Annotated in this window: 22 protein-coding genes, 1 tRNA gene and 1 pseudogene; 15 read left to right on the plus strand and 9 right to left on the minus strand. The window is 71.3% G+C overall.

What is annotated here, in order from left to right; translation table 11 throughout:
- Positions 1 to 91 precede the first annotated feature (91 nt).
- Positions 92 to 907, plus strand: a complete 816-nt coding sequence (locus tag ET495_RS11095; protein WP_129204862.1) for a winged helix-turn-helix transcriptional regulator — start codon at positions 92 to 94, stop codon at positions 905 to 907.
- Positions 907 to 1,842: an alpha/beta fold hydrolase gene (locus tag ET495_RS11100; protein ID WP_129204863.1), complete on the plus strand. Its 936-nt coding sequence runs from the start codon at positions 907 to 909 to the stop codon at positions 1,840 to 1,842. The genes ET495_RS11095 and ET495_RS11100 overlap by 1 nt, the downstream gene beginning before the upstream one ends.
- A gap of 33 nt (positions 1,843 to 1,875) precedes the next feature.
- Here ET495_RS11100 and nth read toward each other — a convergent pair whose 3' ends face one another.
- On the minus strand, positions 1,876 to 2,604 hold the full coding sequence (nth, locus tag ET495_RS11105; protein WP_129204864.1) for an endonuclease III: 729 nt from the start codon (positions 2,602 to 2,604) through the stop codon (positions 1,876 to 1,878).
- Between the two features lie 173 nt (positions 2,605 to 2,777).
- Here nth and ET495_RS11110 point away from each other — a divergent pair, with 173 nt between their 5' ends.
- Complete coding sequence (locus ET495_RS11110) at positions 2,778 to 3,455, plus strand: Crp/Fnr family transcriptional regulator (RefSeq protein WP_129204865.1); 678 nt, start codon at positions 2,778 to 2,780, stop codon at positions 3,453 to 3,455.
- Between the two features lie 63 nt (positions 3,456 to 3,518).
- Here ET495_RS11110 and ET495_RS11115 read toward each other — a convergent pair whose 3' ends face one another.
- Together ET495_RS11115 and sp36 are read right to left on the minus strand one after the other, a co-directional pair.
- Positions 3,519 to 4,004 (minus strand): RidA family protein, encoded by a 486-nt coding sequence (locus tag ET495_RS11115; RefSeq protein ID WP_129204866.1) that lies wholly within the window; start codon positions 4,002 to 4,004, stop codon positions 3,519 to 3,521.
- Positions 4,004 to 4,168 (minus strand): Sp36 family protein, encoded by a 165-nt coding sequence (gene sp36 / locus ET495_RS11120; RefSeq protein ID WP_129204867.1) that lies wholly within the window; start codon positions 4,166 to 4,168, stop codon positions 4,004 to 4,006. The genes ET495_RS11115 and sp36 overlap by 1 nt, the downstream gene beginning before the upstream one ends.
- Before the next feature lie 108 nt (positions 4,169 to 4,276).
- Between sp36 and ET495_RS11125 the strand changes: the two genes are divergently transcribed.
- The 3 genes from ET495_RS11125 to ET495_RS11135 all read left to right on the plus strand — a co-directional run bounded on the left by ET495_RS11125 (position 4,277) and on the right by ET495_RS11135 (position 7,725).
- Positions 4,277 to 6,595, plus strand: a complete 2,319-nt coding sequence (locus ET495_RS11125; RefSeq protein ID WP_129204868.1) for a transglycosylase domain-containing protein — start codon at positions 4,277 to 4,279, stop codon at positions 6,593 to 6,595.
- Positions 6,592 to 7,581: a metallophosphoesterase gene (locus ET495_RS11130; protein ID WP_129205996.1), complete on the plus strand. Its 990-nt coding sequence runs from the start codon at positions 6,592 to 6,594 to the stop codon at positions 7,579 to 7,581. Before ET495_RS11125 ends, ET495_RS11130 begins: the two co-directional genes overlap by 4 nt.
- 67 nt (positions 7,582 to 7,648) lie before the next feature.
- Positions 7,649 to 7,725, plus strand: a tRNA-Pro gene (locus ET495_RS11135).
- 126 nt (positions 7,726 to 7,851) lie between these two features.
- Here the strand turns inward: ET495_RS11135 and ET495_RS11140 are convergent.
- Positions 7,852 to 8,190, minus strand: a complete 339-nt coding sequence (locus ET495_RS11140; RefSeq protein ID WP_129204869.1) for a hypothetical protein — start codon at positions 8,188 to 8,190, stop codon at positions 7,852 to 7,854.
- A gap of 131 nt (positions 8,191 to 8,321) precedes the next feature.
- Between ET495_RS11140 and ET495_RS11145 the strand changes: the two genes are divergently transcribed.
- Together ET495_RS11145 and ET495_RS11150 are read left to right on the plus strand one after the other, a co-directional pair.
- Positions 8,322 to 8,639, plus strand: coding sequence for a transposase (locus ET495_RS11145; RefSeq protein WP_129202598.1), 318 nt, complete (start codon positions 8,322 to 8,324; stop codon positions 8,637 to 8,639).
- 17 nt (positions 8,640 to 8,656) lie between these two features.
- Complete coding sequence (locus tag ET495_RS11150; RefSeq protein WP_245993034.1) at positions 8,657 to 9,583, plus strand: integrase core domain-containing protein; 927 nt, start codon at positions 8,657 to 8,659, stop codon at positions 9,581 to 9,583.
- Between the two features lie 104 nt (positions 9,584 to 9,687).
- Here the strand turns inward: ET495_RS11150 and ET495_RS18785 are convergent.
- Positions 9,688 to 10,365 (minus strand): annotated as a pseudogene (locus ET495_RS18785) (IS1249 family transposase); the annotation flags it as partial.
- A gap of 328 nt (positions 10,366 to 10,693) precedes the next feature.
- On the opposite strand from ET495_RS18785, the gene ET495_RS17690 reads away from it, so the two are divergent.
- Positions 10,694 to 12,103, plus strand: a complete 1,410-nt coding sequence (locus ET495_RS17690) for an HNH endonuclease (RefSeq protein WP_162616445.1) — start codon at positions 10,694 to 10,696, stop codon at positions 12,101 to 12,103.
- A gap of 215 nt (positions 12,104 to 12,318) precedes the next feature.
- Here the strand turns inward: ET495_RS17690 and ET495_RS11165 are convergent, their stop codons facing one another.
- The 4 genes from ET495_RS11165 to ET495_RS11180 form a co-directional block, all read right to left on the minus strand.
- The gene (locus ET495_RS11165; protein WP_129204872.1) at positions 12,319 to 12,708 is read right to left on the minus strand and encodes a nuclear transport factor 2 family protein; all 390 of its coding nucleotides are present in this window, start codon (positions 12,706 to 12,708) and stop codon (positions 12,319 to 12,321) included.
- An 8-nt stretch (positions 12,709 to 12,716) separates the two neighbouring features.
- The gene (locus tag ET495_RS11170) at positions 12,717 to 13,547 is read right to left on the minus strand and encodes a MoaF C-terminal domain-containing protein (RefSeq protein ID WP_129204873.1); all 831 of its coding nucleotides are present in this window, start codon (positions 13,545 to 13,547) and stop codon (positions 12,717 to 12,719) included.
- 32 nt (positions 13,548 to 13,579) lie between these two features.
- Complete coding sequence (locus ET495_RS11175) at positions 13,580 to 14,698, minus strand: zinc-dependent alcohol dehydrogenase (RefSeq protein ID WP_129204874.1); 1,119 nt, start codon at positions 14,696 to 14,698, stop codon at positions 13,580 to 13,582.
- Positions 14,699 to 14,839: 141 nt separating this feature from the next.
- Positions 14,840 to 15,799 carry an AraC-like ligand-binding domain-containing protein gene (locus tag ET495_RS11180; RefSeq protein WP_129204875.1) on the minus strand — a complete coding sequence of 320 codons (960 nt, stop codon included), beginning with the start codon at positions 15,797 to 15,799 and terminating at the stop codon, positions 14,840 to 14,842.
- Between the two features lie 351 nt (positions 15,800 to 16,150).
- Between ET495_RS11180 and ET495_RS11185 the strand changes: the two genes are divergently transcribed.
- From ET495_RS11185 to ET495_RS11210, 6 genes are read left to right on the plus strand one after another with little or no spacing between them, the layout of a single operon-like run.
- Positions 16,151 to 17,329 (plus strand): ABC transporter substrate-binding protein, encoded by a 1,179-nt coding sequence (locus tag ET495_RS11185; RefSeq protein WP_162616446.1) that lies wholly within the window; start codon positions 16,151 to 16,153, stop codon positions 17,327 to 17,329.
- Positions 17,330 to 17,338: 9 nt separating this feature from the next.
- Positions 17,339 to 18,211, plus strand: coding sequence for a branched-chain amino acid ABC transporter permease (locus tag ET495_RS11190; RefSeq protein WP_129204877.1), 873 nt, complete (start codon positions 17,339 to 17,341; stop codon positions 18,209 to 18,211).
- A complete protein-coding gene (locus ET495_RS11195) occupies positions 18,208 to 19,308 on the plus strand; it encodes a branched-chain amino acid ABC transporter permease (RefSeq protein WP_129204878.1) in 1,101 nt (366 codons plus the stop codon). Before ET495_RS11190 ends, ET495_RS11195 begins: the two co-directional genes overlap by 4 nt.
- Positions 19,305 to 20,015, plus strand: a complete 711-nt coding sequence (locus ET495_RS11200) for an ABC transporter ATP-binding protein (protein WP_129204879.1) — start codon at positions 19,305 to 19,307, stop codon at positions 20,013 to 20,015. Before ET495_RS11195 ends, ET495_RS11200 begins: the two co-directional genes overlap by 4 nt.
- Entirely contained in the window at positions 20,012 to 20,725 is a 714-nt protein-coding gene (locus ET495_RS11205) for an ABC transporter ATP-binding protein (RefSeq protein WP_129204880.1), read from the plus strand. The genes ET495_RS11200 and ET495_RS11205 overlap by 4 nt, the downstream gene beginning before the upstream one ends.
- Positions 20,722 to 22,242 (plus strand): GMC family oxidoreductase, encoded by a 1,521-nt coding sequence (locus ET495_RS11210; RefSeq protein WP_245993035.1) that lies wholly within the window; start codon positions 20,722 to 20,724, stop codon positions 22,240 to 22,242. Before ET495_RS11205 ends, ET495_RS11210 begins: the two co-directional genes overlap by 4 nt.
- Positions 22,243 to 22,300: the final 58 nt, after the last annotated feature.

Below are 22,300 nucleotides of genomic sequence, written 5' to 3' on the forward strand. Positions count from 1 at the left end.
CGGGTGTCGGGCCGGTGTGCGCAGGTGCGCCGGGAGGTAGTTTGTCGGCAGGCCGACACCCGATGGAAACGAAGGACCAGGAGGGACGCGCATGGCAGAACTGTTGATCCTCACGCCCGCGACGGGCGGGTCGGTCGACGTGCTGCCCGCGCTCGGTCTTCTCTCGCACCGGGTCCGCGTGCTGCCCATGGAGCCGTCGGCGCTCGTGGACGCGCCCGACTCCGACGTCGTGCTGCTCGACGCCCGCCGCGACCTCGTGGCCGCGCGCACGACGTGCCGCCTGCTGCACGCCACCGGGCTCGACCTGCCGCTCGTGCTCGTGCTCACCGAGGGCGGGCTCACCGTCGTCACGCACGAGTGGGGCGTGGACGACCTGCTGCTCGAGCACGCCTCCCCCGCCGAGGTCGAGGCACGGCTGCGCCTGGTGATCGAGCGCTCGGCGCGCGGCTCGGTCGACGACGGGCCGCAGGAGATCGCCGCCGGGGACCTGGCCATCGACGCGGGCGGCTACACGGCCCGGCTGCGTGGGCGGCCCATCGACCTCACGTACAAGGAGTTCGAGCTCCTCAAGTACCTCGTCCAGCACCCAGGCCGGGTGTTCACCCGCGCCCAGCTCCTGCAAGAGGTCTGGGGCTACGACTACTACGGCGGCACCCGCACGGTCGACGTCCACGTGCGGCGTCTGCGCGCCAAGCTCGGGCCCGAGCACGAGCAGCTCATCGGCACCGTGCGCAACGTGGGCTACCGCTTCGACCCGCCGCCCAAGGAACGCTCCCCCCGCGACGAGCCCGCGGACGCGCCCCCGTCGGCCTCGGCCACCGCCCCGTCGCCGCGCCCGGACGGCGCGATCCCGAGCCCGGCCACCCCCGACGGCGACTCGCAGCCCACGACACCCCGGAGCCGATGATGCCCGACGCCAGAGAGGTCGCCGACTACTCGTCCGCGCTCGTCGACGGGCCGTGGCGGCACGAGTTCGTGACCGCCAACGGGGCCCGGTTCCACGTCGCGCTCGCCGGGCCGGGGCGCACCGCGTCGCCGTCGGCGCCGCTGGTCGTGCTGCTGCACGGGTTCGGCCAGTTCTGGTGGACCTGGCGAAACCAGATCACCGCGCTCGCCGACGCCGGGTATTCCGTCGCCGCGATGGACCTGCGGGGCACCGCGGCGTCCGACAAGCCGCCGTCGGGCTACGACACGCCCACCCGCACGCGTGACGTCGCCGGCGTGGTGCGCTCGCTCGGGCACGACCGCGCGATCGTCGTCGGGCACGGGACGGGCGGCACGGTCGCCTGGTCGATGGCGGCGCTCCAGCCGGCCATGACGGCCGGGGTCGCCGCGCTGTCGAGCCCGCACCCGGCGCACCTGCACGTGCCGCTGGTGCAGCAGCTCACGCCGCGCGCGCTGCGGCTGCTCGCGCTCGCACAGATCCCGACGCTGCCCGAGCGGCGCCTGCGCGACGCGGACGTGCTGGAGCGGTTCTTCGCTCTGGGCGCGGGCCGGCCGCTCGACCCCGCCGCCGTCGAGCTCTACCGCACCGTGCTGCGCATCCCGTTCGCGGCCCACACGGCGGCCGAGGCCTTGCGCTGGTCCGTGCGCTCGGTGCCGCGGCTCGACGGGAGGCGCTTCACGGCCGCGGTGCGCCGCGTGCTCACGCTCCCGACGCTCCAGGTGCACGGCGAGCGCGACGGCATCGTGCGCCGCGACCGGGCCGACGCCGACGCCGCGGCCTTCGCACGCGACTACCGCTTCGAGGTGCTCGAGGGCGCGGGCCACTTCCTCCAGGAAGAGGCGCCGGACGCCGTCACCGAACTTCTCCTCGCCTGGCTCCCCGCTCCCACGCGCTAGGACTCCCGAGCGTCGCCGGGCCGGGTGCGCGACCTACCGGGGAGGCCCCTGCTTGACGAGCTTCGCCGCCGCGTCCGGGGTCGTCTCACCGATGCCGTAGGACGGGCACCACGACGCGACCGGGCACGCACCGCACGCCGGGCGCTTGGCGTGGCAGATGCGGCGCCCGTGCCAGACGACGTGATGGCTGAGCATCGTCCAGTCCTTCTTCGGGATGAGCTCGGCGACCTCGAACTCGACCTTGACGGGGTCCTCCGCGCTCGTCCACCCGAACCGGCGGGCGAGCCGCCCGAAGTGCGTGTCCACGGTGATGCCGGGGATGCCGAACGCGTTGCCGAGCACGACGTTGGCCGTCTTGCGCCCGACGCCGGGCAACGTGACCAGGTCGTCGAGCCGGGGCGGCACCTCACCGCCGAACCGCTCGACGAGCGCCTGGCCGAGCCCGATCACCGCGCGCGTCTTGGCGCGGAAGAAGCCGAGCGGCTGGAGGATCTCCTCGAGCTGCGCAGGGTCGGCCCCCGCGTAGGCCGCGGCCGTCGGGTAGCGCGCGAACAGCGTCGGAGTCGTCGCGTTCACGCGAACGTCCGTCGTCTGCGCGCTCAGCACGGTCGCCACCAGCAGCTCCAGCGGGGACGTGAAGTCGAGCTCGGCACGAGCGTCGGGGTAGGTCGCGGCGAGCTCGCGGTCGATCCGGCGGGCGCGGCGTACGAGCGCCAGCCGGGACTCCCCGGTCGGGGTCGGGTGCGGCTGAGTCGTGGGCACCCAGGCAGCGTACCGAGCGGACGCGATACGTATCTTCGGTCGTCGAGCCACGCCCCGAACGCCATCCTGACCGGCGAAACGCGCAGTGTGAGGCAAACTTGAGAACTGGAACACATTCTGGCCGAGGTCCGGAGCGGCCCGGACGCCCGGCCCCGAGTACGTGAGGATTCTCTGTGGACGACACCGTCGTGCTCTCCGCCCCGCTCTTCGCCGACATGGACGACGTCGAGTCGCGGGCCCTGCTCGAGACGATGATCCCTGTCGAGCTGTCCCGTGGGGACGTGCTCTTCCGCGAGGGCGAGCCAGGCGACCGGCTCTACGTGATCGCCCAGGGGAAGATCAAGCTGGGCCGCCGATCGAGCGACGGACGCGAGAACCTGCTGTCGGTGCTCGGCCCCGGCGAGATGTTCGGCGAGCTCTCCCTCTTCGATCCGGGCCCCCGCACGGCAACGGCGTCGTCGGTCTCCGACTCGGTCGTGTACGAGCTGCGCCACCAGGCCCTGGTCGCCTGGGTCGGCGAGCACCCCAACGTCGCCACCCACCTGCTCGGTGCGCTGGCCCGCCGCCTGCGCCGCACCAACGAGACCCTCGCCGACCTCGTCTTCTCCGACGTGCCCGGTCGCGTCGCCAAGGCCCTGCTCGACCTGTCGACACGCTTCGGCGAACCGTCCGACGACGGCGTGCGTGTCGCGCACGACCTCACGCAGGAGGAGCTCGCACAGCTCGTCGGGGCGAGCCGCGAGACGGTCAACAAGGCGCTCGCCGACTTCGCGTCACGTGGCTGGGTGCGTCGCGAGGGCCGCGCCGTCGTCCTGCTGGACGTGGACCGCCTGGAGCGCCGCGCGCGCTGAGGCGCCGGCGCGCACCGCGCGACGCCACCGAACGACGGCGCGCCGCGCGGGACGCCCACCAGATCAGTCTCGGCGCTGGGTGCGCACCTCGACGAGGATCTCCACCTCGACCGGCGAGTCGAGCGGCAGGACCGCGACGCCGACGGCGCTGCGCGCATGCACCCCGGCGTCGCCGAAGATCTCGCCCAGCACGTTCGACGCGCCGTTGATCACGCCGGGCTGACCGGTGAAGCCCGGGTCGGACGCCACGAAGCCCACGACCTTGACCACGCGCACGACGTCGTCGAGCGACCCGAGCAGCGACCTCACCGCGGCCAGGGCGTTGAGCGCGCACAGGCGCGCGTACCCGGCGGCGTCCTCGGGGCTCACGAGCCCCTCGCCGACGCCGACCTTGCCCGTGGCCTGCAGGGCACCGTCGACGAACGGAAGCTGCCCCGAGGTATGGACGTAGTCACCGCTGCGCACGGCCGGGACGTACGCGGCGACCGGCGCCGCGACGTCGGGCAGCGTGATGCCCAGCTCGGCGAGCCGCGCCTCCACGCCGGCCATCAGCGGTCGCCCGTCGGGCGCTTGAGATAGGCCACCAGGCCCACCCCGTCTGGTCCGGGTACCACCTGCACGAGCTCCCACCCGTCGGCGCCCCATTGGTCGAGGATCGCCTTGGTGTTGTGGATCAGCAGGGGGATCGTCGCGTACTCCCACGTCGTCGCCATGCGCCAAAGATAGCCGCGCGAGGCCGCCGCGCCCTTTCCACAGGACCTGCACACAGATCCAGCGACGCTCCCGACCCCGTGACAGGCCCACCACGTACCCTGGCACCCATGGCACGTCGAAGAGCGGTGACCCCGCATGAGCCGCGACGCATCACCCGCACCATCCCGGCCACGCAGCTCGTCGCCCTCCTCCTCGCGTTCGTCCTGGTGGCGGGGGCAGGCGGCATCATCGCGGCCGGGCTCGCCATCCCGGTGGCCGCAGGCGCGAGCTCGACGACGAACGCGTCGATCGCGATCTTCGACGAGGTGCCGGACGAGCTCAAGCCCGGACCGCTGTCCCAGGCGTCGACGGTGTTCGCCGCGAACGGCGAACCGCTCGCGACGTTCTACGCGCAGAACCGCGTCGTCGTCCCGCTCGACGAGGTGTCGGACGCGATGAAGCACGCCGTCGTCGCGATCGAGGACGAGCGCTTCTACGACCACGGCGGCGTCGATCCGCAGGGCATCGCGCGCGCGGCGGTCAACAACCTGATGAAGCGCCCCAAGCAGGGTGCGTCGACGCTCACGCAGCAGTACGTGAAGAACGTGCTCATCGACCAGGCAGAGCAGTCGGGCGACGCGTTCGGCGTGTTCGAGGCGGCCGAGGACTCCAACGCCCGCAAGGTCAAGGAGATGAAATACGCCATCGCTCTCGAGAAGACGATGACGAAGGACCAGATCCTCGAGGGCTACCTCAACGTCGCGCAGTTCGGGAAGAACAGCATCTACGGCGTGGAGACGGCCGCTCGCTACTTCTTCAACAAGCCCGCCAAGGACCTGACGGTCGTCGAGGCCGCGACCATCGCCGGCATCACGAAGGCCCCGAGCACCTTCGACCCGACGGTCGACCCTCAGGAGGCGCAGAACCGCCGCCACGTCGTCCTGCACAAGATGTACACGCTGGGCTACATCTCCACGCTCGAGGAGTACCGCGCGGCCGACGCCACACCCATCGAGGACACGCTGCACATCACGCCCGTGCCGACCGGCTGCCAGGCCGCCGGAGGCGCAGCGTTCTTCTGCGCCTACGTGATCTCCGAGATCACGAACAACCCGGTGTTCGGCGAGACCAAGGACGACCGCAAGGCGCTCCTGTACCGCGGCGGCCTCTCGATCACGACGACGCTCGACCTGAGCAAGCAGTCCGCCGCCGAGCAGCAGGTCAGCGCGCACGTGCCGAACGGCAACACCGCAGGGCTCGAGTCCGCGGTCGTCTCGGTCGAACCCGGGACGGGCAAGATACTCGCGATGGCGCAGAACGTGCCGTTCGACGCGAGCAAACCGCCAAAGCCCGGCACGACGGCGGTCAACTACTCGGCCGACCCAGCGCACGGGGCGTCCAAGGGGTTCCAGCCCGGCTCGAACTTCAAGCCGTTCGTGCTCGCCGAGTGGCTCAAGTCCGGGCACACGCTCAACGACGTCGTCAGTGCGACCAAGACCAAGCGGCTCCAGAGCGCCTGGCACGCCTCGTGCCGTGGTCCGTTCAGCAGCCGCCCCAAGGACGCGTGGGGCCCGGCGAACTCCGAAGGCAACATCTCCGGCGACATCTCGGTGCTCAAGGCGACATACAACTCGGTCAACACCGCGTTCGCGAGCATGGGAACCCAGCTCGACCTGTGCTCGCTCGCCGACACCGCCTGGAGCATGGGGTTCCGCCCGACGACCAAGGAGGGCGGCGAGACCCTCCACAACCCGACCAGGGACGACATCTACATCACCCCGTCGATGCTGATCGGCACGCAGACGACGTCACCGCTGCAGCTCGCCGCAGCCTTCGGGACACTCGCCTCCAACGGCACCTACTGCTCCCCGATCGCGATCACCGCAGTGACGACGCCCGACGGGGAGCAGCTTCCCGTGCCGTCGGCGGACTGCAACGCCAACGCGCTGCCCGCGAACGTCGCAGCCACCGTGGTGTCCGCGATGGAGAACGTGCTGACCCAGGGCACGGCCCGGGGCAACTCGCTCGCGGGCGGTCGCGCCGCGGCCGGCAAGACGGGCACCAACCAGTTCTCGGCTCAGACATGGTTCACCGGCTTCACGCCGCAGCTCGTGACCACGGTGTGGGTGGGCGAGGCGAGCGGCGAGGTCAGCCACCTCAACATCAACTTCAACGGGACCCGGATCGCGCCCCTGTACGGCAGCACGCTCGCCGCACCCCTGTGGAAGGACTACATGAACCAGGCGCTCGACGGCGCGCCCCTCGTCGACTTCCCGGCACCCGACCCGGCACTCGTCGGCTCGGCACCCAAGCCGTCCGCGCCGCCCACCCAGCCGACCGACGAGAACGGCGTCCCGGTCGGCCCCGACGGCGGCCAGCTCCCGGAGGTCACCATCCCGGCCGGGGACGACCACGGCAACGCCGGCGGCCACGGAGGCGGGCACTGAGCGCGCGGGCTGCACGGCGCACACTGGGCACCCTCGGCGGCCTTCTCGCCGTCGGCGCCACAGGAGTCGCGTACGCGTACGCCGAGACCAAGCTCTTCACCGTCCGCCATGTCGCCGTACCCGTCCTGCCGGCCGGGCAGGCCGACATCCGGGTGCTGCACATCAGCGACCTGCACGTCACGCCCACCCAGCGCCGCAAGCTCGCGTGGGTCCGCTCGCTGGCCGACCTGCGCCCCGACCTCGTCGTCGACACCGGCGACAACCTGGCCCACAGGGACGCCGTCGGGCCGCTGCTCGAAGCGCTCGAACCGCTCCTCGCCACGACACCAGGCGTCTACGTCATGGGCTCCAACGACTACTGGGCGCCGATGCTCAAGAACCCGGCCCACTACCTCCGGGCCGACCCGCGCGCACATCGAGCCACACCGACACCCCTGCCCTGGGAACGGCTCACCGCAGGCTTCGCGGCCGCCGGCTGGAAGGACCTCGACAACCGGCGCGACACCGTCGCACTGGCCGACGGCCGATCGCTGACGTTCGTCGGCACCGACGACCCCCACCTCGACCTCGACGAGATGCCGACACGCCCCGCCGACACCGGACTCACCGGGGTGACCAGCGGCAGCGCCGCGACAGGGACCGACCAGGCCGCGGCGCTCCACGTCGGCGTCACCCACGCCCCCTACCGGCGCATCCTCGACGGATTCCGTGCCGACGGCGCCGAACTCATCCTCGCCGGACACACCCACGGCGGGCAGCTACGACTGCCCGGCTTCGGGGCCATCGTCACCAACTGCGACCTGGACCGACGCCGAGCCTCGGGCCTGCACGGCTGGCCCGGCACCCGGCCCGACACCCCCGGCGGAGCCGGCTCGGTCTGGCTGCACGTCTCGGCCGGAGCGGGCACGTCGCCCTACACGCCCGTGCGGTTCGCGTGCCGACCCGAAGCGACACTGCTCACGCTGACAGCCCGGTTTTCGTCCTGAGCCGATGCTCGGCTATGCTGGGCAGGCTTCACCGCGCGGGTCCCCCGCGGCCTGGTGAGCAGTCCCTCGGGGTGTGGCGCAGCTTGGTAGCGCGCTTCGTTCGGGACGAAGAGGTCGCAGGTTCAAATCCTGTCACCCCGACCAGCCGAAAGGCCCTCTGACCAGCGGAAACGCTGGATGCAGGGGGCCTTTCGCTTTGCCTCACGGGACCACGAGACGCGCTGGGGGGTTAGCGGCCAGAAAGTGTGTCCTCGCCGGGCGTGTCGCGGGTCAGTGCGAGCGTCCGGCCCAGCCTGTTCGGGCCCAGAGGCCTTCCTCGGCGGTGGCGCTGGTGCCGTAGCCTCCCGGGACGTGTTCGTCGTCGGGGATGACGACGGCGGTGGGTGGGGGCTTGTAGTGCTCGGGCCGGATCAGGGTGGCTGGTGGTGCTGGCCGGGTGGAGTGCAGGTAGAACCACCACTGGGCGGCGCGCCGGCGGTGGGCGTCGGTCATGCCGCGGTGGCGGCGGAGCAGGTCTTTGACGGGGTGGTTGCACCCGCCCTCGATCCGGTTCGTCGTGGAGTGGATGGTGAGCCCGTCGAGGTCCTCGCGCAGGTGGGTGAACAGCACGCCCTGCCTCGAGAGGCGTTCCAGGAGCCGGTAGGCGTGGCGGGGTCGTTCGTGGGTCCACCTGTCGCGCGTCAGACTATGTGGCAGGGCCCGTTGGTTGCGGGCCTGACCTGTGAGGAGTCTGATCGTTCATGGCAAGACCAGCGGCCGTTCCGGCTGAGGAGAAGACCAGGATCGTGTTGTCGGTCCTGGCCGGGGAGGTCACCGTCGCCGAGGCCGCCCGGCGGGCGAAGGTGTCCGAGCAGTCGGTCGGGAACTGGAAGCGGCAATTCCTCGAGGCTGGCAAGACCGGCCTGGCGGCGGGGAAGTCGGGCCCCTCGACGCGGGAGCAGCAGCTGGAGTCCGAGGTCGCCGAGTTGACGCAGGCCTTGGGCGAGGCGCACCTGGAGGTCCGGGTGTGGAAGAAGTCCGCGGAGGGCCGGCTGGGCCCTTCGAGGACCTCGAGGTGATCCGTCTGGATGCGGGCATGCCGACCACGAGGTTCTGCTCTCTGATCGGCGTGCCCGAACGCACGTGGCGGCGCTGGCAGGCCCGCGCCCGCACCGGAGCACCGACGAAGGGGCCGTGGCCGCGCCCGGCCCGCGAGAGTGTCGCCGAGGCTGCCCGTCGGCACGCGCTCAAGCATCCCGCGTGGGGGCACCGCAAGATCTGGGCCATGTGCCGCTACGAGGGTCACACCGCATCGCAGGCGTCCGTGCTGCGGCTGCTGCGCGACGAGGGGCTGATCCTGCCCGCGGCCTACCAGCGTGAACACCGCCAGCTCGCCGCGCGTAGGAAGGCGGCGTTCGCGACCGAGCCGACGGGGCCGAACCAGGTGTGGCAGCTGGACTTCTCCGAGTTCGAGACCACCACCGGCGGGACGTGGCGGATCGCCGGGTGCCGGGACTACTGGAGCAAGTACGAGCACCCCTGGCATGTGTCCCCGACCGCGAACCAGCACGACGCCATCGCCGCGATCGAGCTCGCGCTGACCGACTACGAGACGATGTTCGGCCGCCCGCTGATCGACGCCTGCGAGCGAGACGGCGACGGGAACGTCATCTCGGCGGTCACGGTCGTCACGGACAACGGCGGCCCGTTCCGCTCGTTCCGGTTCGAGCACTTCATCACCGCCCACCCCGAGCTGCGGCACGTGCGCACCCGCGTGCGCACGCCCGGGCAGAACGGGTCACGCGAACGCGGCTTCCAGTCATTGAAGTACGAGCGGCTCTTCCTCGAAGAGATCGACGACGTCCTGGCCCTCGTCGAGTACGCCGACGACTACCGCGACGACTACAACACCGTGCGCCCGCACGAGACGATCGCCTGGAACCGGCCCCTGGAGGTGCACCTCGGCCTGGCCGACCCCACCATCCCCAACTTTGAGAACACCCAAATCCTGCCAGCCGCTTGACGCGAGACACACCACCAGGTCGCGTTCGGTCGTGCGGAGGCGGGGCGGGTGCCGGTGTCCTTGAGGTAGGTCTTGGTGTTGATCAGGTCGGGGTAGACCTGGTGCCAGTCGTGCAGGCGTACCTGCCAGGCGGTGGCCTGGTCGCGGGTCGTGATCCTGGTCAGTGCCAGGCTGATGGCCCGCAGCGCCTTGCCGGCGTCGGTGCGGGGGCGGGTGGTCAGCTCGCGGCGTACGTTGCGTTGGACGTGCACCAGGCACCGCTGCACGAGGGTCTGGGGCCAGCAGGTCTTGAGCGCGGAGGCCAGCCCTGAGCCGCCGTCCGTGACCACGACACGTGGGGCCGGGATGCGTTCGAGCAGGGCGACCCAGGCGGCGCTCTTCTCCGTGTCGCACCACTGCCAGGCGATCACGTCGCCGGTGGTCCCGTCGATCGCCAGGAGCAGGCACCACCCGCCGGACAGGTAGGTTCCGTCGACCTGGACCTCGTCGTAGACCTCCCCGGTGATCGGGATGTGCGGGTCGATGTTCCAGCACCACGCGTGCTGACGGCGGAACGACCGCGCTGACGAGCCGACGTCGTGCTGGGTGTTGTTGCCGAGCAGCCAGGCGACGAAGCCGTCGAGCTGCGCAGCCCGAGTTCGATCGGGGCGCCGCTTCGTTGACGAGCCACCACATCCCGTGCACCGCCAGCGTGTGGTCCCAGCGCTCGTCGTGCCGTTGCGCTTCAGCCGTGCACCGCATGCCGAACACGTCCCTGGATGTCCAGCACCCGCTCGAGGCATGCCCCCAGAGGATTAACTACCTCCCAAATCGCCGGGCTGACCTCCCGAGACACCCCGATCGCGGACACACTTTCTGGCCGCTAACCCACACAAGACGACACAAGACGACCCGAGCGGTGGATCAGGGCTGAGTCAGTGGTGGCGCGCACCGCTCACCGTTGACGGCGTCCGGTGCGCGGCGGCGAGGCACCGGATGATCGCACAAAAGGCCGAACTCTTCGAAGACGCAGAAGCCGAGACTGCCGCCGTCGACGCACCGAGCCCGGCGTTGCGGGCAATCGGCAAGCCTCCGGAGTTACGCGGGCCGCTTCGTCTAGCCTGAGCACATATGGCCTCGAGGAGCGACGGAACCGAGATCTCCCACGCCGACGCACTCGCCGCGTGGGGCAACGTGGCGTACGCGGAACTCAAGGCGATCGCGCGGACATACAACGAGGTCGTCAGCGATGCGCAGTTGAGCGAGGTCCTCCAGAAGGAGACCACCATCACCACCGACATGCCGAGGCAGAACTGGATCGGCAGTGTCCTGGAGATCGCTGCACAGAGGGCGGCCGACGAGGGTGAGCCACCCCTCACGTCGCTGTGCGTCCGCCCTGACGGAACAATCGGCCCCGGGTACGCGGGCGCACCGAAGTCCGCAATGGCGAGTGCGGCATCTGATATCGAGGTCCGTGCAGCCGAGGACCGCCTGCTCTGCTACAAGGAGTTCGCGACCGATCTGCCACCGAGTGGAGGAACTCCGACGCTGACCCCACAAGTCGAGATCCAACGGCGCGATCAGACCGACGGCGCATGGTTGAGGCGCCTCATCGAGCGCGGCGTCCTCACAGTCGCAGACCGCGTCCCGTTCCAGAACCACCTCGAAGTTGCCGCTCTCTTTGGACGCACCTACAGGAGCCACCAGAGCGCGATCATCCGGCTCGATGAGTTCACCGAGATCTGGTTCCCGAAGATGTACCAGAACGGTGACTGGGACAACTCCTTGTCATCGGACGGCAACGTGATCACGATGCGCCACGTCCCGGGCGGCAAGTACGGGGCCGTCATGGAGACGAAGCCGATCCGACAGTACGTGATCACGTTCGGTCACATTGGGCCGTCGAGACCGCGCTACTACCGCTTCCTTGGCGTTTTCGAGGGCGCTCCACACCTGTCGGACAGCTCCAAGTGGGTCAACCAACGCGTCTCAGACACGGTGCTCTTCGACGGCGAGGGCGGGTTCTCCTTCGAGGCGACGAGGACACGTCCCGTGCAGGACGATCAGACCGCCGAGGCGGCCGACCCCGATCCGCAGGTCATGGCCGCGGCACAGGAGCAACTCGACCAGGAGATCTTCGCTGTCGACGACCAACTCGGCACGGCCAAGTCGCGAGGCAGCTACCAGGCCGTCTTCGCGAAGCGCGTCAAGAACAACTACGGCTGGGAGTGCGCGGTCACCGGCATTCGAACGAAAGCGTTCCTAGTGGCCTCGCACATTGTCCCGTGGAGCGAAGCCAAGGAGATCCGCCTCGACCCCTCCAACGGCATCTGCCTCTCAACCTTCGTTGACCGCGCCTTCGACGCGGGGTACCTGTCGATAACCCCCGAAGGCCGCACTGCCGTTCGCTGGGAGAAAGTCCAAGGGGACCCGATCCTCAAGTCCGAGCTCTCCAGGATCGACGGGGTCGAACTGAAAAGGCCAAGCAGCGATCCACCCGACCCAGCCAAACTCGCGAGACGCATCGAGCTCGGATACTGACCTCGCACGGAATCGGCCTGCGAGCGGGATTCGTCCTGTCAGCAGTGTCGCAGGACGCACATGCTGGTGTCGTGAGAAGGCCGGCCGATGCGTCTTCGCGGCCTACCGGTCGCCCGCCATGCAGCCGCGCGCACGGGGGTCGCATCGACGAGGAGGGCGTTCGAGGTGACGGACGGCGTCTTGGTGCGCCCCGGCGCGCTGCCGAGAAGGGCGGCCTACGCCGTCGAGTCCCTCACCGGGACGGAGTCCACGATCTGCTCGAAGGTCACGGCCTTGCCGTCCTCCAGACGCCACACGTGCGCCACTCGTGCGGTGAAGCTCTTCCCTGTCTTTCGGTGGGTGCCGGTGTACGTGCCGACCGCCACCTGCGCGTCGCCTGCGTCGAGCAAGGACTCCAGGGTGAAGGCGTAGCGGTCGAACTCGCGGGCGATCGCCTCGAACACGTGGGTGCGTACCTCGTCGGGGCCTTGGTAGGTCCCTGCGCTGGGGAGGCCCGCAGCCTCGGTCCAGAGCGTCGACTCGGTGAGCGGGGCGAGCATCCCCTCCAGGTCGCCGACGGCGGAGGCCGCGTAGTGGGCCGCGATGATCTCGTGGTGGGTAGGCATGAGTCCTCCTAGACCGGTTGCACGTCGGGGTATCGCACGGAACCGAGGGGGAAGATGTGGCCGCCGGCCTTCCGGTGGTCGGCCCGGCCCTCGGCATTGATGCCGAGGAAGATGCCGGTGGTCCGCATCTCGTACCCGAGGTCGTGCAGCCACACGCTTGCCACCGGGATGACGAACTCGCGGAAGCAGAACAGGTACAGGCCGTCGGCGAACTTCCACAGCGTCGACAGGTCGACGTCGCCGTGCCCGCGTTGCTCGCCCTGCAGGCACTGCCACGCGTAGCGCTCGGAGCTGAGGTACACGTGCTCGTACAGGTGGTGGGGGCTGTACCGGTAGATGTTGCGCACGCCGACCAGGTCGCGTGTCGGCGCGGGCTTGGCGCCGGTCACGGCGACGCCCGCGAGTTCCCCGGCGGCGAACGTCTGCCCCACCTGCGGCACTCCCTCGGTCTTCTCCGGGGCGATCACCGAGTGGACGAGCAGTGCGCGGCCCGAGGTCTGCGACCAGATGACGGTCAGCGCCTCGCCGTCGCGCGAGGTGAAGGGAAGGCTGCAGAACATCACGTCCGCGCGCACGCGCACGGCGTCGTACGGGTCGGACGTGCCGCCGTCGGCGCCCAGCAGCGCCGCTGAGGTCCAGCGCACGGTCTCGGCGCCCAGGAACTCCAGGCGCAGGTTCACGCCGTCGTCGAACGTCGCCTCGACGGTGCTGCCCGTCAGGTCCGCGGCGGGCAGGCGATAGGTGTCGATGCCGGCTGCGAAGTCGTCGTAGGTCCTCCACCTGGACGGGTCGGCGGCGTCGACCCGCGCGCCGACCTCGATCTGCTGAGCGGTGGTCATCGTGCTCCTCACGTCGTTCCGGATCGTCCTGGTCACGCCGCGGGCGGGACCAGGACTGCCTTGGTCAGTCCCTCGGTGCGCGCACGGACCGCTGCGAACGCCTTCTCGACGTCGCTCAGCGGGTAGACGTGCGTGATCAGCGAGGCGAACGGGAACCGCCCCTGGGCGAGCAGGCCGAGCGAGCGCTCGTAGCCGCCCACGGCCAGGAAGGACGGCAGGATGTCGATCTCGCGGGTCAGGAGCATGTCGTCCGACGCGAGTGCCAGCACCGACCCGGAGCCGCAGGCTCCGGCGAGCACCACGCGCCCGCCCCGCCGCACCGCCTGCACGGCGGTGGCCTGGGCCTCGACGGCCCCCGCGGCCTCGATGACGACGTCGGGCCCGCCGCCGAACCGCGCGCGGAGGTTCGCGACGAGCGCGGCCCCCCGCTCGGTGACGGTGGCGGTCGCGCCGAACGCGCGGGCCAGCGCCCGGCGCTCTTGCCGCCCGCCGACGACGACGATCTCCGCCGCCCCCGCGGCCGAGGCGGCGGCCGCGGCGAGCAGGCCGATGGGTCCGGGGCCGATGATCACCACACGGTCGCCCAGCCCGACGCGCCCGCGTTCCACGGCGCGGACCGCGACCGCGAGCGGCTCGGCGAGCACGGCGGTCTCCAGGTCGAGGCCGTCCGGCACGCGGTGGACCACGCCCGCGCGGGGCACGAGCAGGTGCGTGGCGTACCCGCCGGAGTACGGGGCGGCGGTGCGCGGGATGTTCACGCCCATCTGCCGTCCTGCTCCGGGGTGGAGCGCGTGGTCGTCGAGCTCGCACAGGTTGTGCCGCCCCTCGCGGCACCGGTCGCAGCGGCCGCACGGGACGAGCATCTCGACGGCGACCGGGTCGCCCGTGTTCAGCCCGCGGTCGTCCTCGGGGCCGACGGCGTCCACGACGCCCACGAACTCGTGCCCCGGCACCAACGGGAACGGGTCACCGATGTGCCCGTCGAGCAGGTGCAGGTCCGTCGCGCAGATCCCCACGCTGGAGATCCGCACCACCAGCTCGCCCCGCCCGGGTACCGGGGCCGGTGTCCGCTCGAGCGTCACCTGCCCCCGGGCTGGAAACACCACCTGGAGAGCGCCTTCGTCTTCGCGCACCACGACTTCGCGCACCATCGCGTCTCCTCAGCGTCTGCCGACACGTCGATCTTTGCCGGGGTGGGTCGGCTCGGGCTTGCGCCTGCGCGCGCTCACGTTGCGTCCGCGCGCAGTGCCTGACCGCCCAGGACGCCCGCCGGACCGCCGGCCCGCGCGCGCTCAGCGCAGCCGGGCACGGAACTCCGACGGCGTCTCGCCGTAGGTCGCCTTGAAGGTGCGGGAGAAGTGTGCGGCGTCCGCGAACGACCACCGTGTGGCGATGCCGGCGACCGTCTCGCCCGCGAGCGCCGGGTCTGCCAGGTCGGTGCGGCACCGTTCCAGCCGCCGCGTGCGGATGTACGACGACACGGACACCTCGGTGTGCTTGAACAGCAGGTGCAGCGACCGCACGGAGATGTAGTGCGCGTCGGCGATGGTGGTCGGCGACAGGTCCGGGTCGCCCAGATGCGCCTCGATGTAGGCGAGCACGTTCTCCAGGCGCTCGGCCGGAAGGCCGGTGCGCTCCTCCCCGAGCTGGTCGCGCAGCAGGATCGTCACGAGGTCCACCGCGTTGCGTGCCAGCCGCCACCCGGTGGAGGCGGTGACGAGCTGGAGGCGGCCGGCGAGCTGTGCGAGCACCGACCCGACCATCTCACCGAGGGTGTCGTCGCGGCCCAGTGCGGTGGCCGTGAGGCGAGCGACCCTGTCGTCGGCGAGGTCCACGAGCCGCTTGGGGAACATCGCCACGATGGTGCGCATGTGGTCGTCGAAGACGAGCGTGTAGGGCCGGGTCGTGTCGTACACGGCCACGTCGCCGGGCTTGAGCACGACGTCGTGCCCGTCCTGGCAGATGTAGCCGGTGCCCTCGAGCATGAGGCTCGCCTTGTAGGCGGGCTCGGTGGTGGTCTCGCCGAGGAGCTTGCGCGTGCGCTCGACGACGTGCGGCACGGCCGCGATCTCCACGAGGCTGAAGCCTCGCAGCGTTGCGGCGCGGACCGCGGCGCTGAAGTGGTGCGCACGCTGGCTCGACACCTTCAGCGGCACGAACGAGCGGTCGACCGTCGCCTGGAAGTCGGCGAACGATCCGATCCGCTGGAGCGGTGCGACCGCCCCGGACGGGGGCGCGTACGTGAAGGACATCTCTCACCTCCGGAAGGACCCATCGACTCTGATGTGACCGAGGTCACAGCGATCCTAGCCGGAACCCGTCCGGGGCTGGCCCGCCCCTCGATCACCGCTCACCGGCGTGCACGGAACGACAACCGTCGTTCGCGCCGGTGCAATCCAGCGGTCTGCCCGCTCCGGTTCCCTGGCGCTGGCAGGGCGTGCGTTCATGCCCGCCCACGGTACGAAGGAGTACTGACCGATGAATCGCATCCTCAAGGCTGCGGCCCCGCTCGGCGCCGTGACGCTCATCCTCTCCGGCTGCGTCTCCGAGACCGGCTCCGGCAGCACCGGAGGCGCGCCGGCCGTCAAGGCCGGCGACATCGCGTGCGGCCTTGGCACCGGCGAGAAGGCCACGGGAGAGCCGATCAAGGTCGCGGCGGTCGCCACGGCGTCGGGCGGCGTGGACTTCTCGTCCTCCCCAAGTCCGCCAAGGCCTACTTCGACTGCGTCAACGACAACGGCGGCATCAACGGCCGGCCGATCCAGTTCGAGTTCGGCGACGACGCCCTCGACCCGACCAAGACGGCGCAGCTCGCGGCCGGCTACGCGGCCGACACCGACGTCGTCGCGCTGGTCGGCGACGCGACCTTCGTGGGCTGCGATGTGGCGAACGTCGAGTATGCCAAGGCCGGCCTCTACTCGATCACCGGGGTGGGCGTGCCCCAGGCCTGCTTCGAGTCCTCGAACATCGCCCCGGTGAACGCGGGCCCCCGCACGTCGGCGCTGCACGTGGTGCAGTACTTCGAGCGGCAGGGCCAGGCGGACACGTTCTTCGCCATCGGCCTCAACACCCGCGGCAATGGCGACTGGGTGGCCGACGGCATCGCGAAGTACGCGAAGGAGGCCGGCATCGACCTGGTCGGCAACGTGCTGTCCGACCCGGCCGAGTCCAACTTCCTGCCGCTGGTCAGCCAGGTGAAGCAGGCCGCCCCGGCGAGCCTCGTGATCGCAGACCCGGCGCCGATCACGGCGTCGATCCTCGCGGCCGCAGAGCAGCAGGACGCCAAGGGCGACATCCCGTGGGCCTGCACGGCCTCGTGCTACGACGCCCAGTTCGGCACGCAGATCGGCGACTACTGGGAGGGGTTCGTGGCCAACTCCGAGCTGGCGCTGGTCACGGCCGACGGGAAGGACTCGAACGCCTGGCGCGCCGGCATGGACCAGTACGCCGCCCCGGACGCGCCGCGCGACACGTTCAGCCAGGCCGGCTGGCTCGCGGCGAAGATCTTCGTCGACGCCCTGCTGCCGCTCGACGCGGACACCCTGGACCGCACGACGGTGTCCGACGCGCTGCTCGGGGTCAAGGGCTACACCTCCGACCTGCTGTGCTCCCCCTGGTACTTCGGGGTGGCCGACGAGCACCACGCCAACCACGCCACGCGCATGGCGAAGATCGAGAACGGCCAGTACGTCGAGCTCGAGGGCTGCCAGGACGTCGCCGACCCCGACATGGCCGGCATCCTCGAGCGCGAGCAGTCCGAGGGCCTGCTCGTCGCCGGCTGAGGCCGCCCGATGAACCTGCTTCCCTTCGTCGTCGCCGGGCTCGTCATCGGGTCGGTGTACGCGCTGTCCGGCGTCGGGGTCCTGGTGCTCTACCGCACCACGGGCGTACTGAACTTCGCCCACGGTGCCCTCGGCGCCCTGGCGGCGATGCTGGCGTGGCAGACCATCGGGCTGCGGATGCAGCCCCCGGTCGCGATCGCCGTCGGCGTCGCGGCGGGGGCTGCGGTCGCCCTGCTGTTCGGGCTGGTCGCCGGGCCGTTCCTCGCCCGGATCGACCCGCTGCGCAAGGCGATCGCGACCCTCGGCCTGGCCCTCGCCCTGCTGGGCGTGATGCTGTTCACCTGGAACGACAAGGCGCGCACGCTGCGGCTGGACACCAGCCGGATCTCGTTCGGGATCGCCGGCGCCCGGGTCAACCTCACGCAGATCATCTGCCTGGTGCTGGCGCTGCTCGTCGTGGTCGGCACGCTCAGCGCGCTGCGCTGGACCTCGGTCGGCACCTCGATGCGAGCCCTGGCCAGCGACCGTGAGCTCGCCGCCGTCGTGGGCACCAACGTGCGCCTGGTGGAGAACCTGGCCTGGGCGATCTCCGGCGCCATCGCCGGAGTCTCCGGCGTCCTCCTGGCCGATCAGACCCGCCTGGAGCCCGCCTTCCTCACCTTCCTCATCATCCCGGAGCTTGCCGCCGTGGTCATCGGTCGGTTCACCTCGCTGTGGCTGACCCTCGCCGGCGGCCTCGCCATCGGGCTGGGGCAGTCGCTGGTCTCCGCCTATCCGTCGGTCAGCGCGTTCAGCACGGCCGTGCCGTTCGTCGTCGCGACGCTCGTGATCCTGGCCGCCACCAGGCGCCGCCCCGTCACCGTGGCGGTGGTGCGCGCATGACCACCCTGACCCTCAAGCGGCCCGACGTGCGCGGCGCCCTCGTCGGGCTCGTCGTCGGCCTCGTCGTGGTAGCCGTCCTGCCTGCCGTCCCCGGCATCGGCAGCGGGCTCTCGCTGCGCACGCTCACCGTCAGTGCCATCTACTCCCTCGCTGCGGCCGGGGTCGGCGTGCTGTACGGGCGCCTCGGGCTCGTCTCGATCATGCAGGTGGGCCTGGTCGCCGTGGGCGGCTGGGTGAACCTGCGGATCTACCACGCCACCCACCTGCCGTTCGAGGTGGTCATGCTCCTCGCGGCACTGGTCACCGCGGTCATCGGCACGCTCGTGGGCCTGCCCGCGCTGCGCCTGTCCGGCCTCAGCCTGGCGATCGCGACGCTCATGGTGGCCGGGGCGCTCGAGGTGCTGGTCACCTACGCCGGCTTCCCCAACGGCGGCGACGGCTACCTCGGCCGCGTCTCGGGCGGCACGCTCGCAGTGATCATGCCGCGGCCCGGCCTCGGCGAGTCCGACGCCGCGTTCTTCCGGTACGTCGGCGTGGTCGTCGTCATCGTCTTCGCCGTGCTGCGCTGGCTGCTCATGGTGCGGCCCGGCCGCACCTGGGCGGCGATCCGGCAGGGCGAGGCGGGCGCCGTGTCGCTCGGCATCAACACCGTCGCGCACCGCCTCTTCGCCCTGGCCGTGACCAGCTTCGTCACCGGCATCGCGGGCGCCCTGCTCGCGGCGACGTCGGGCATCCTCGACCCCGCCTCGTTCAAGGCCCAGCAGTCGGTGCTGCTGTTCGCCACGGTGCTCATCGGCGGCACGTTCTCGCTGTTCGGCGCGGTGATCGGTGGCCTGTTCTTCTACGCCGTGCCTCAGCTGCTCAACGCCGCGGGCCTCAACGGCAACCTCGTCTTCGTCGTGCTCGGCCTGGGGCTGGTGCAGGCCATCACCACGGCGCAGGCCGGGATCGCCGGCCAGCTCGGCGGGCTCTGGCGCCGGCTGTCCCGGCCACGGCGGCCGCGAGCCGACGACGCCCCGCCCGCCGGCCCGACGTCGGCGCCGACGTCGCGGGACCCCGCCGCCCCCGACTCGAGCGGCACGGAGGTGACCGCATGACCCTCACGCTGTCCGGGATCACGGTGCGCTACGGCGGCGTCACCCCGCTCGACGACGTCTCCATGACCTTCGAGTCCGGCGTCTGCGGGATCATCGGCCCCAACGGTGCGGGCAAGACCACCACGTTCAACGTGCTGTCGGGGTTTGCCCTGCCCGCGGCGGGCACCGTGGACCTCGACGGCGACGACCTGCTCGCGGTCGCCCCGCACCGCCGCGCCCGCTGGGGGCTGCGTCGCTCGTTCCAGCAGGTTCAGGTGGTGCGCACCCTCACCGCCCGCGAGAACGTGCTGCTCGCCGCCGAGCACTCCGGGGCCGGGGCCACCGACGTCGACCGCGCCCTGGACTACGTAGGGCTGACGCGGGTGCACCGCCACGGCTCCGAGCTGACCCAGTTCGAGCGCCGGCTTGTGGACCTCGCCACCTGCGTGGTCGGCTCGCCGCGCCTGGTGCTGCTGGACGAGCCCGCCGCCGGGCTCGACCCGGGCGAGTCGGACCAGCTGCTCGGACTCATCACCCAGATCCCCGCGCAGGTGGGCGCGCTGGTGCTGCTCGTCGACCACGACATGGACCTGGTGCGCGCCGCGTGCGCCAACGTCGTCGTGCTCGACTTCGGCAAGCGCATCGCTGCGGGACCCACCCTCGAGGTGCTCGCCTCGCCCCCGGTGCGCAAGGCGTACCTGGGCATCGACGAGGAGGTGTCCGCGTGACCACCCTGGAGCTCCACGGGCTGCGCGTCCGCCGCGGCGGACGCGACGTCGTCCACGGGATCGACCTGACGGTCAACGAGGGCGAGGTGACCGCACTGCTCGGGGCGAACGGCGCGGGCAAGTCCTCGACCGTCCTCGGCGTCGCAGGCCTCGAACGGGACACTGCAGGGTCGGTGACCGTGGACGGCACCCCGATCCGCGGCCTGGCCCCCAATCGCGTGCGGCGTGCCGGGGTGGCCACCATGCAGGAAGGGCACCGGGTGTTCGGGGACATCTCGGTGGCCGACAACCTGCGCATCGCCGCGCTGCTCCTGCCCTCACCGGCCCGCAGCGGGGCGGTGGAGGAGGTGCTCGCGCTCTTCCCCGAGCTCGAGACCCTGGCCGACAGGCCGGCCGGGTCCCTGTCCGGAGGGCAGCAGCAGATGCTCGCCCTCGCCACGGCCCTCGCCGCGCGGCCGCGATTCCTGGTGATCGACGAGATGTCGCTCGGCCTCGCTCCCCTCGTCGTCGCCCGGCTGGTGCCCGCGCTGCGGCAGGTGGCCGAGAGCGGCGTCGGCGTGCTGCTCATCGAACAGTTCACCCAGGTCGCGCTCGAGCTGGCCACCCGCGTGACCGTGCTCGCCCAGGGGCTCGTGACGCTCGAGGCCCCGGCGTCCGAGCTGCGGGCACACCCCGAACGGCTCACCGCCGCGTACCGACTGACGGCATGACCTATCGAGAGGAGACGGCGATGACCGAGTACGACGTTCTCGTGGTGGGAGCAGGGACGGCAGGAAGCATCGTGGGACGCCGCCTGGCGGATGCCGGACGCACCGTCGCGATTCTCGAGGCCGGCGGGACCAACCGCGACGACGCGGTCCAGGACGTCAGCCGCCTGCTCCAGCTGTGGCACACCGAGAAGGACTGGGACTACTTCACGGTGCCGCAGCAGCACGCCGCCGGGCGCCGCCTCCACCTTCCGCGCGGCAAGGTGCTGGGCGGCTCGCACTCCCTCAACGCGGCGATCTGGGTGCGGTGCGCCCCGCAGGACTTCGACGGCTGGGCCGCAGAGGGGTGCACCGGCTGGTCCTGGGCCGACGTCGAACCTGTGTACCGGCGCATCGAGGACTGGCACGGCGACGCCGACCCGGCCCGCGGCACCGACGGCCCGCTGCCGGTGGCCCCCAACGAGCCGCTGCACCCGGTGCAGCAGTCGATCCTCAAGGCCGCCGGACAGGCGGGCCTGCCGGTGAACGCCGACTACAACGTGGGCCCGCTCGACGGCATCGCCGTCCAGCAGGTCACCGTGGCCGGCGGCGAGCGCATCACGACGTGGGACGCCTACGCCGCACCCGCCGTCGCCGAGGGACGGCTCACCCTGCTCACCGGCGCCCTCGTCCACCGTGTGCTGTTCGACGGCGCTCGCGCCACGGGCGTCGAGCTGGCCGACGGCCAGGTGCTCACCGCGGGCACGGTGGTGCTCTCGGCCGGGGCAGAGGGCAGCGCCGAGATCCTGCTGCGGTCCGGCGTCGGGCCCGCCGAGCACCTGACCGACGTCGGCATCGACGTCGTGGCCGACCTGCCCGTGGGCGAGAACCTGCACGACCACTGGCTCGTGCCGGTGATCTTCTCGACCGGGCGCGAGGTCGAGCCCCCGGCCCCGCAGCGCAGCGTGACACAGACGCACTGGTTCTGGCGCTCCTCCCCCGACCTCGACGTGCCGGACACGCAACCGATCACCTTCTCCGTGCCGATGCTCGAGCCCGACATGGAGCCGATCCCGTGGGGCTTCACGCTCGCGGCAGGCGTGGTCGCCACCAAGTCGCGCGGCACCGTGCGCCTCGCCTCCGCCGACCCCGCGGACGGGCTGCTCATCGACCCGCAGGTGCTCTCCGACGAGCGTGACGTCGCCGCGCTGCTCGCCTCGGTGAAACAGTGCCTCGAGGTCGCCGCCCAGCCCGCGCTGGCCGAGGACTGGAAGGCCCGGCCGCACTACCCGTCGGCCGGGCTGAGCGACGAGGACCTCGTCGCGTACGTCCGCCAGCGCGTCATCACCTACCACCACCAGGTGGGCACCTGCCGCATGGGAACCGACGAGCGGGCCGTCGTCGACCCGACCCTGCGCGTGCGGGGGCTCGACGGGCTCGTGGTCGCAGACGCCTCCATCATGCCCACCGTGACGACCGGCAACACCAACGCGCCCGCAGCGGTCATCGGAGAGAAGGCGGCCGACTTCCTGATCTCGTGATCCGTCGTCTCGGCTCATCCCCGGGGCCGCGGGCGGCCTCCGGGTGGCGCTGCCGCGA

This window comes from Xylanimonas allomyrinae (assembly GCF_004135345.1).
Classification (GTDB): domain Bacteria; phylum Actinomycetota; class Actinomycetes; order Actinomycetales; family Cellulomonadaceae; genus Xylanimonas; species Xylanimonas allomyrinae.

What these genes read in the sequence shown, in the direction of transcription:
- ET495_RS11100 (WP_129204863.1), top strand. Translation starts at nt 907, where the DNA reads ATGCCCGACGCCAGAGAGGTCGCCGACTACTCGTCCGCGCTCGTCGAC.
- ET495_RS11180 (WP_129204875.1), bottom strand. Translation starts at nt 15,799, where the DNA reads ATGTCCTTCACGTACGCGCCCCCGTCCGGGGCGGTCGCACCGCTCCAG.
- ET495_RS11210 (WP_245993035.1), top strand. Translation starts at nt 20,722, where the DNA reads ATGACCTATCGAGAGGAGACGGCGATGACCGAGTACGACGTTCTCGTG.
- ET495_RS11200 (WP_129204879.1), top strand. Translation starts at nt 19,305, where the DNA reads ATGACCCTCACGCTGTCCGGGATCACGGTGCGCTACGGCGGCGTCACC.
- ET495_RS11170 (WP_129204873.1), bottom strand. Translation starts at nt 13,547, where the DNA reads ATGACCACCGCTCAGCAGATCGAGGTCGGCGCGCGGGTCGACGCCGCC.
- ET495_RS11195 (WP_129204878.1), top strand. Translation starts at nt 18,208, where the DNA reads ATGACCACCCTGACCCTCAAGCGGCCCGACGTGCGCGGCGCCCTCGTC.
- ET495_RS17690 (WP_162616445.1), top strand. Translation starts at nt 10,694, where the DNA reads ATGGCCTCGAGGAGCGACGGAACCGAGATCTCCCACGCCGACGCACTC.
- ET495_RS11150 (WP_245993034.1), top strand. Translation starts at nt 8,657, where the DNA reads ATGCCGACCACGAGGTTCTGCTCTCTGATCGGCGTGCCCGAACGCACG.
- ET495_RS11175 (WP_129204874.1), bottom strand. Translation starts at nt 14,698, where the DNA reads ATGGTGCGCGAAGTCGTGGTGCGCGAAGACGAAGGCGCTCTCCAGGTG.
- ET495_RS11125 (WP_129204868.1), top strand. Translation starts at nt 4,277, where the DNA reads ATGGCACGTCGAAGAGCGGTGACCCCGCATGAGCCGCGACGCATCACC.
- ET495_RS11115 (WP_129204866.1), bottom strand. Translation starts at nt 4,004, where the DNA reads ATGGCCGGCGTGGAGGCGCGGCTCGCCGAGCTGGGCATCACGCTGCCC.
- ET495_RS11145 (WP_129202598.1), top strand. Translation starts at nt 8,322, where the DNA reads ATGGCAAGACCAGCGGCCGTTCCGGCTGAGGAGAAGACCAGGATCGTG.
- ET495_RS11165 (WP_129204872.1), bottom strand. Translation starts at nt 12,708, where the DNA reads ATGCCTACCCACCACGAGATCATCGCGGCCCACTACGCGGCCTCCGCC.
- sp36 (WP_129204867.1), bottom strand. Translation starts at nt 4,168, where the DNA reads ATGGCGACGACGTGGGAGTACGCGACGATCCCCCTGCTGATCCACAAC.
- ET495_RS11095 (WP_129204862.1), top strand. Translation starts at nt 92, where the DNA reads ATGGCAGAACTGTTGATCCTCACGCCCGCGACGGGCGGGTCGGTCGAC.
- ET495_RS11190 (WP_129204877.1), top strand. Translation starts at nt 17,339, where the DNA reads ATGAACCTGCTTCCCTTCGTCGTCGCCGGGCTCGTCATCGGGTCGGTG.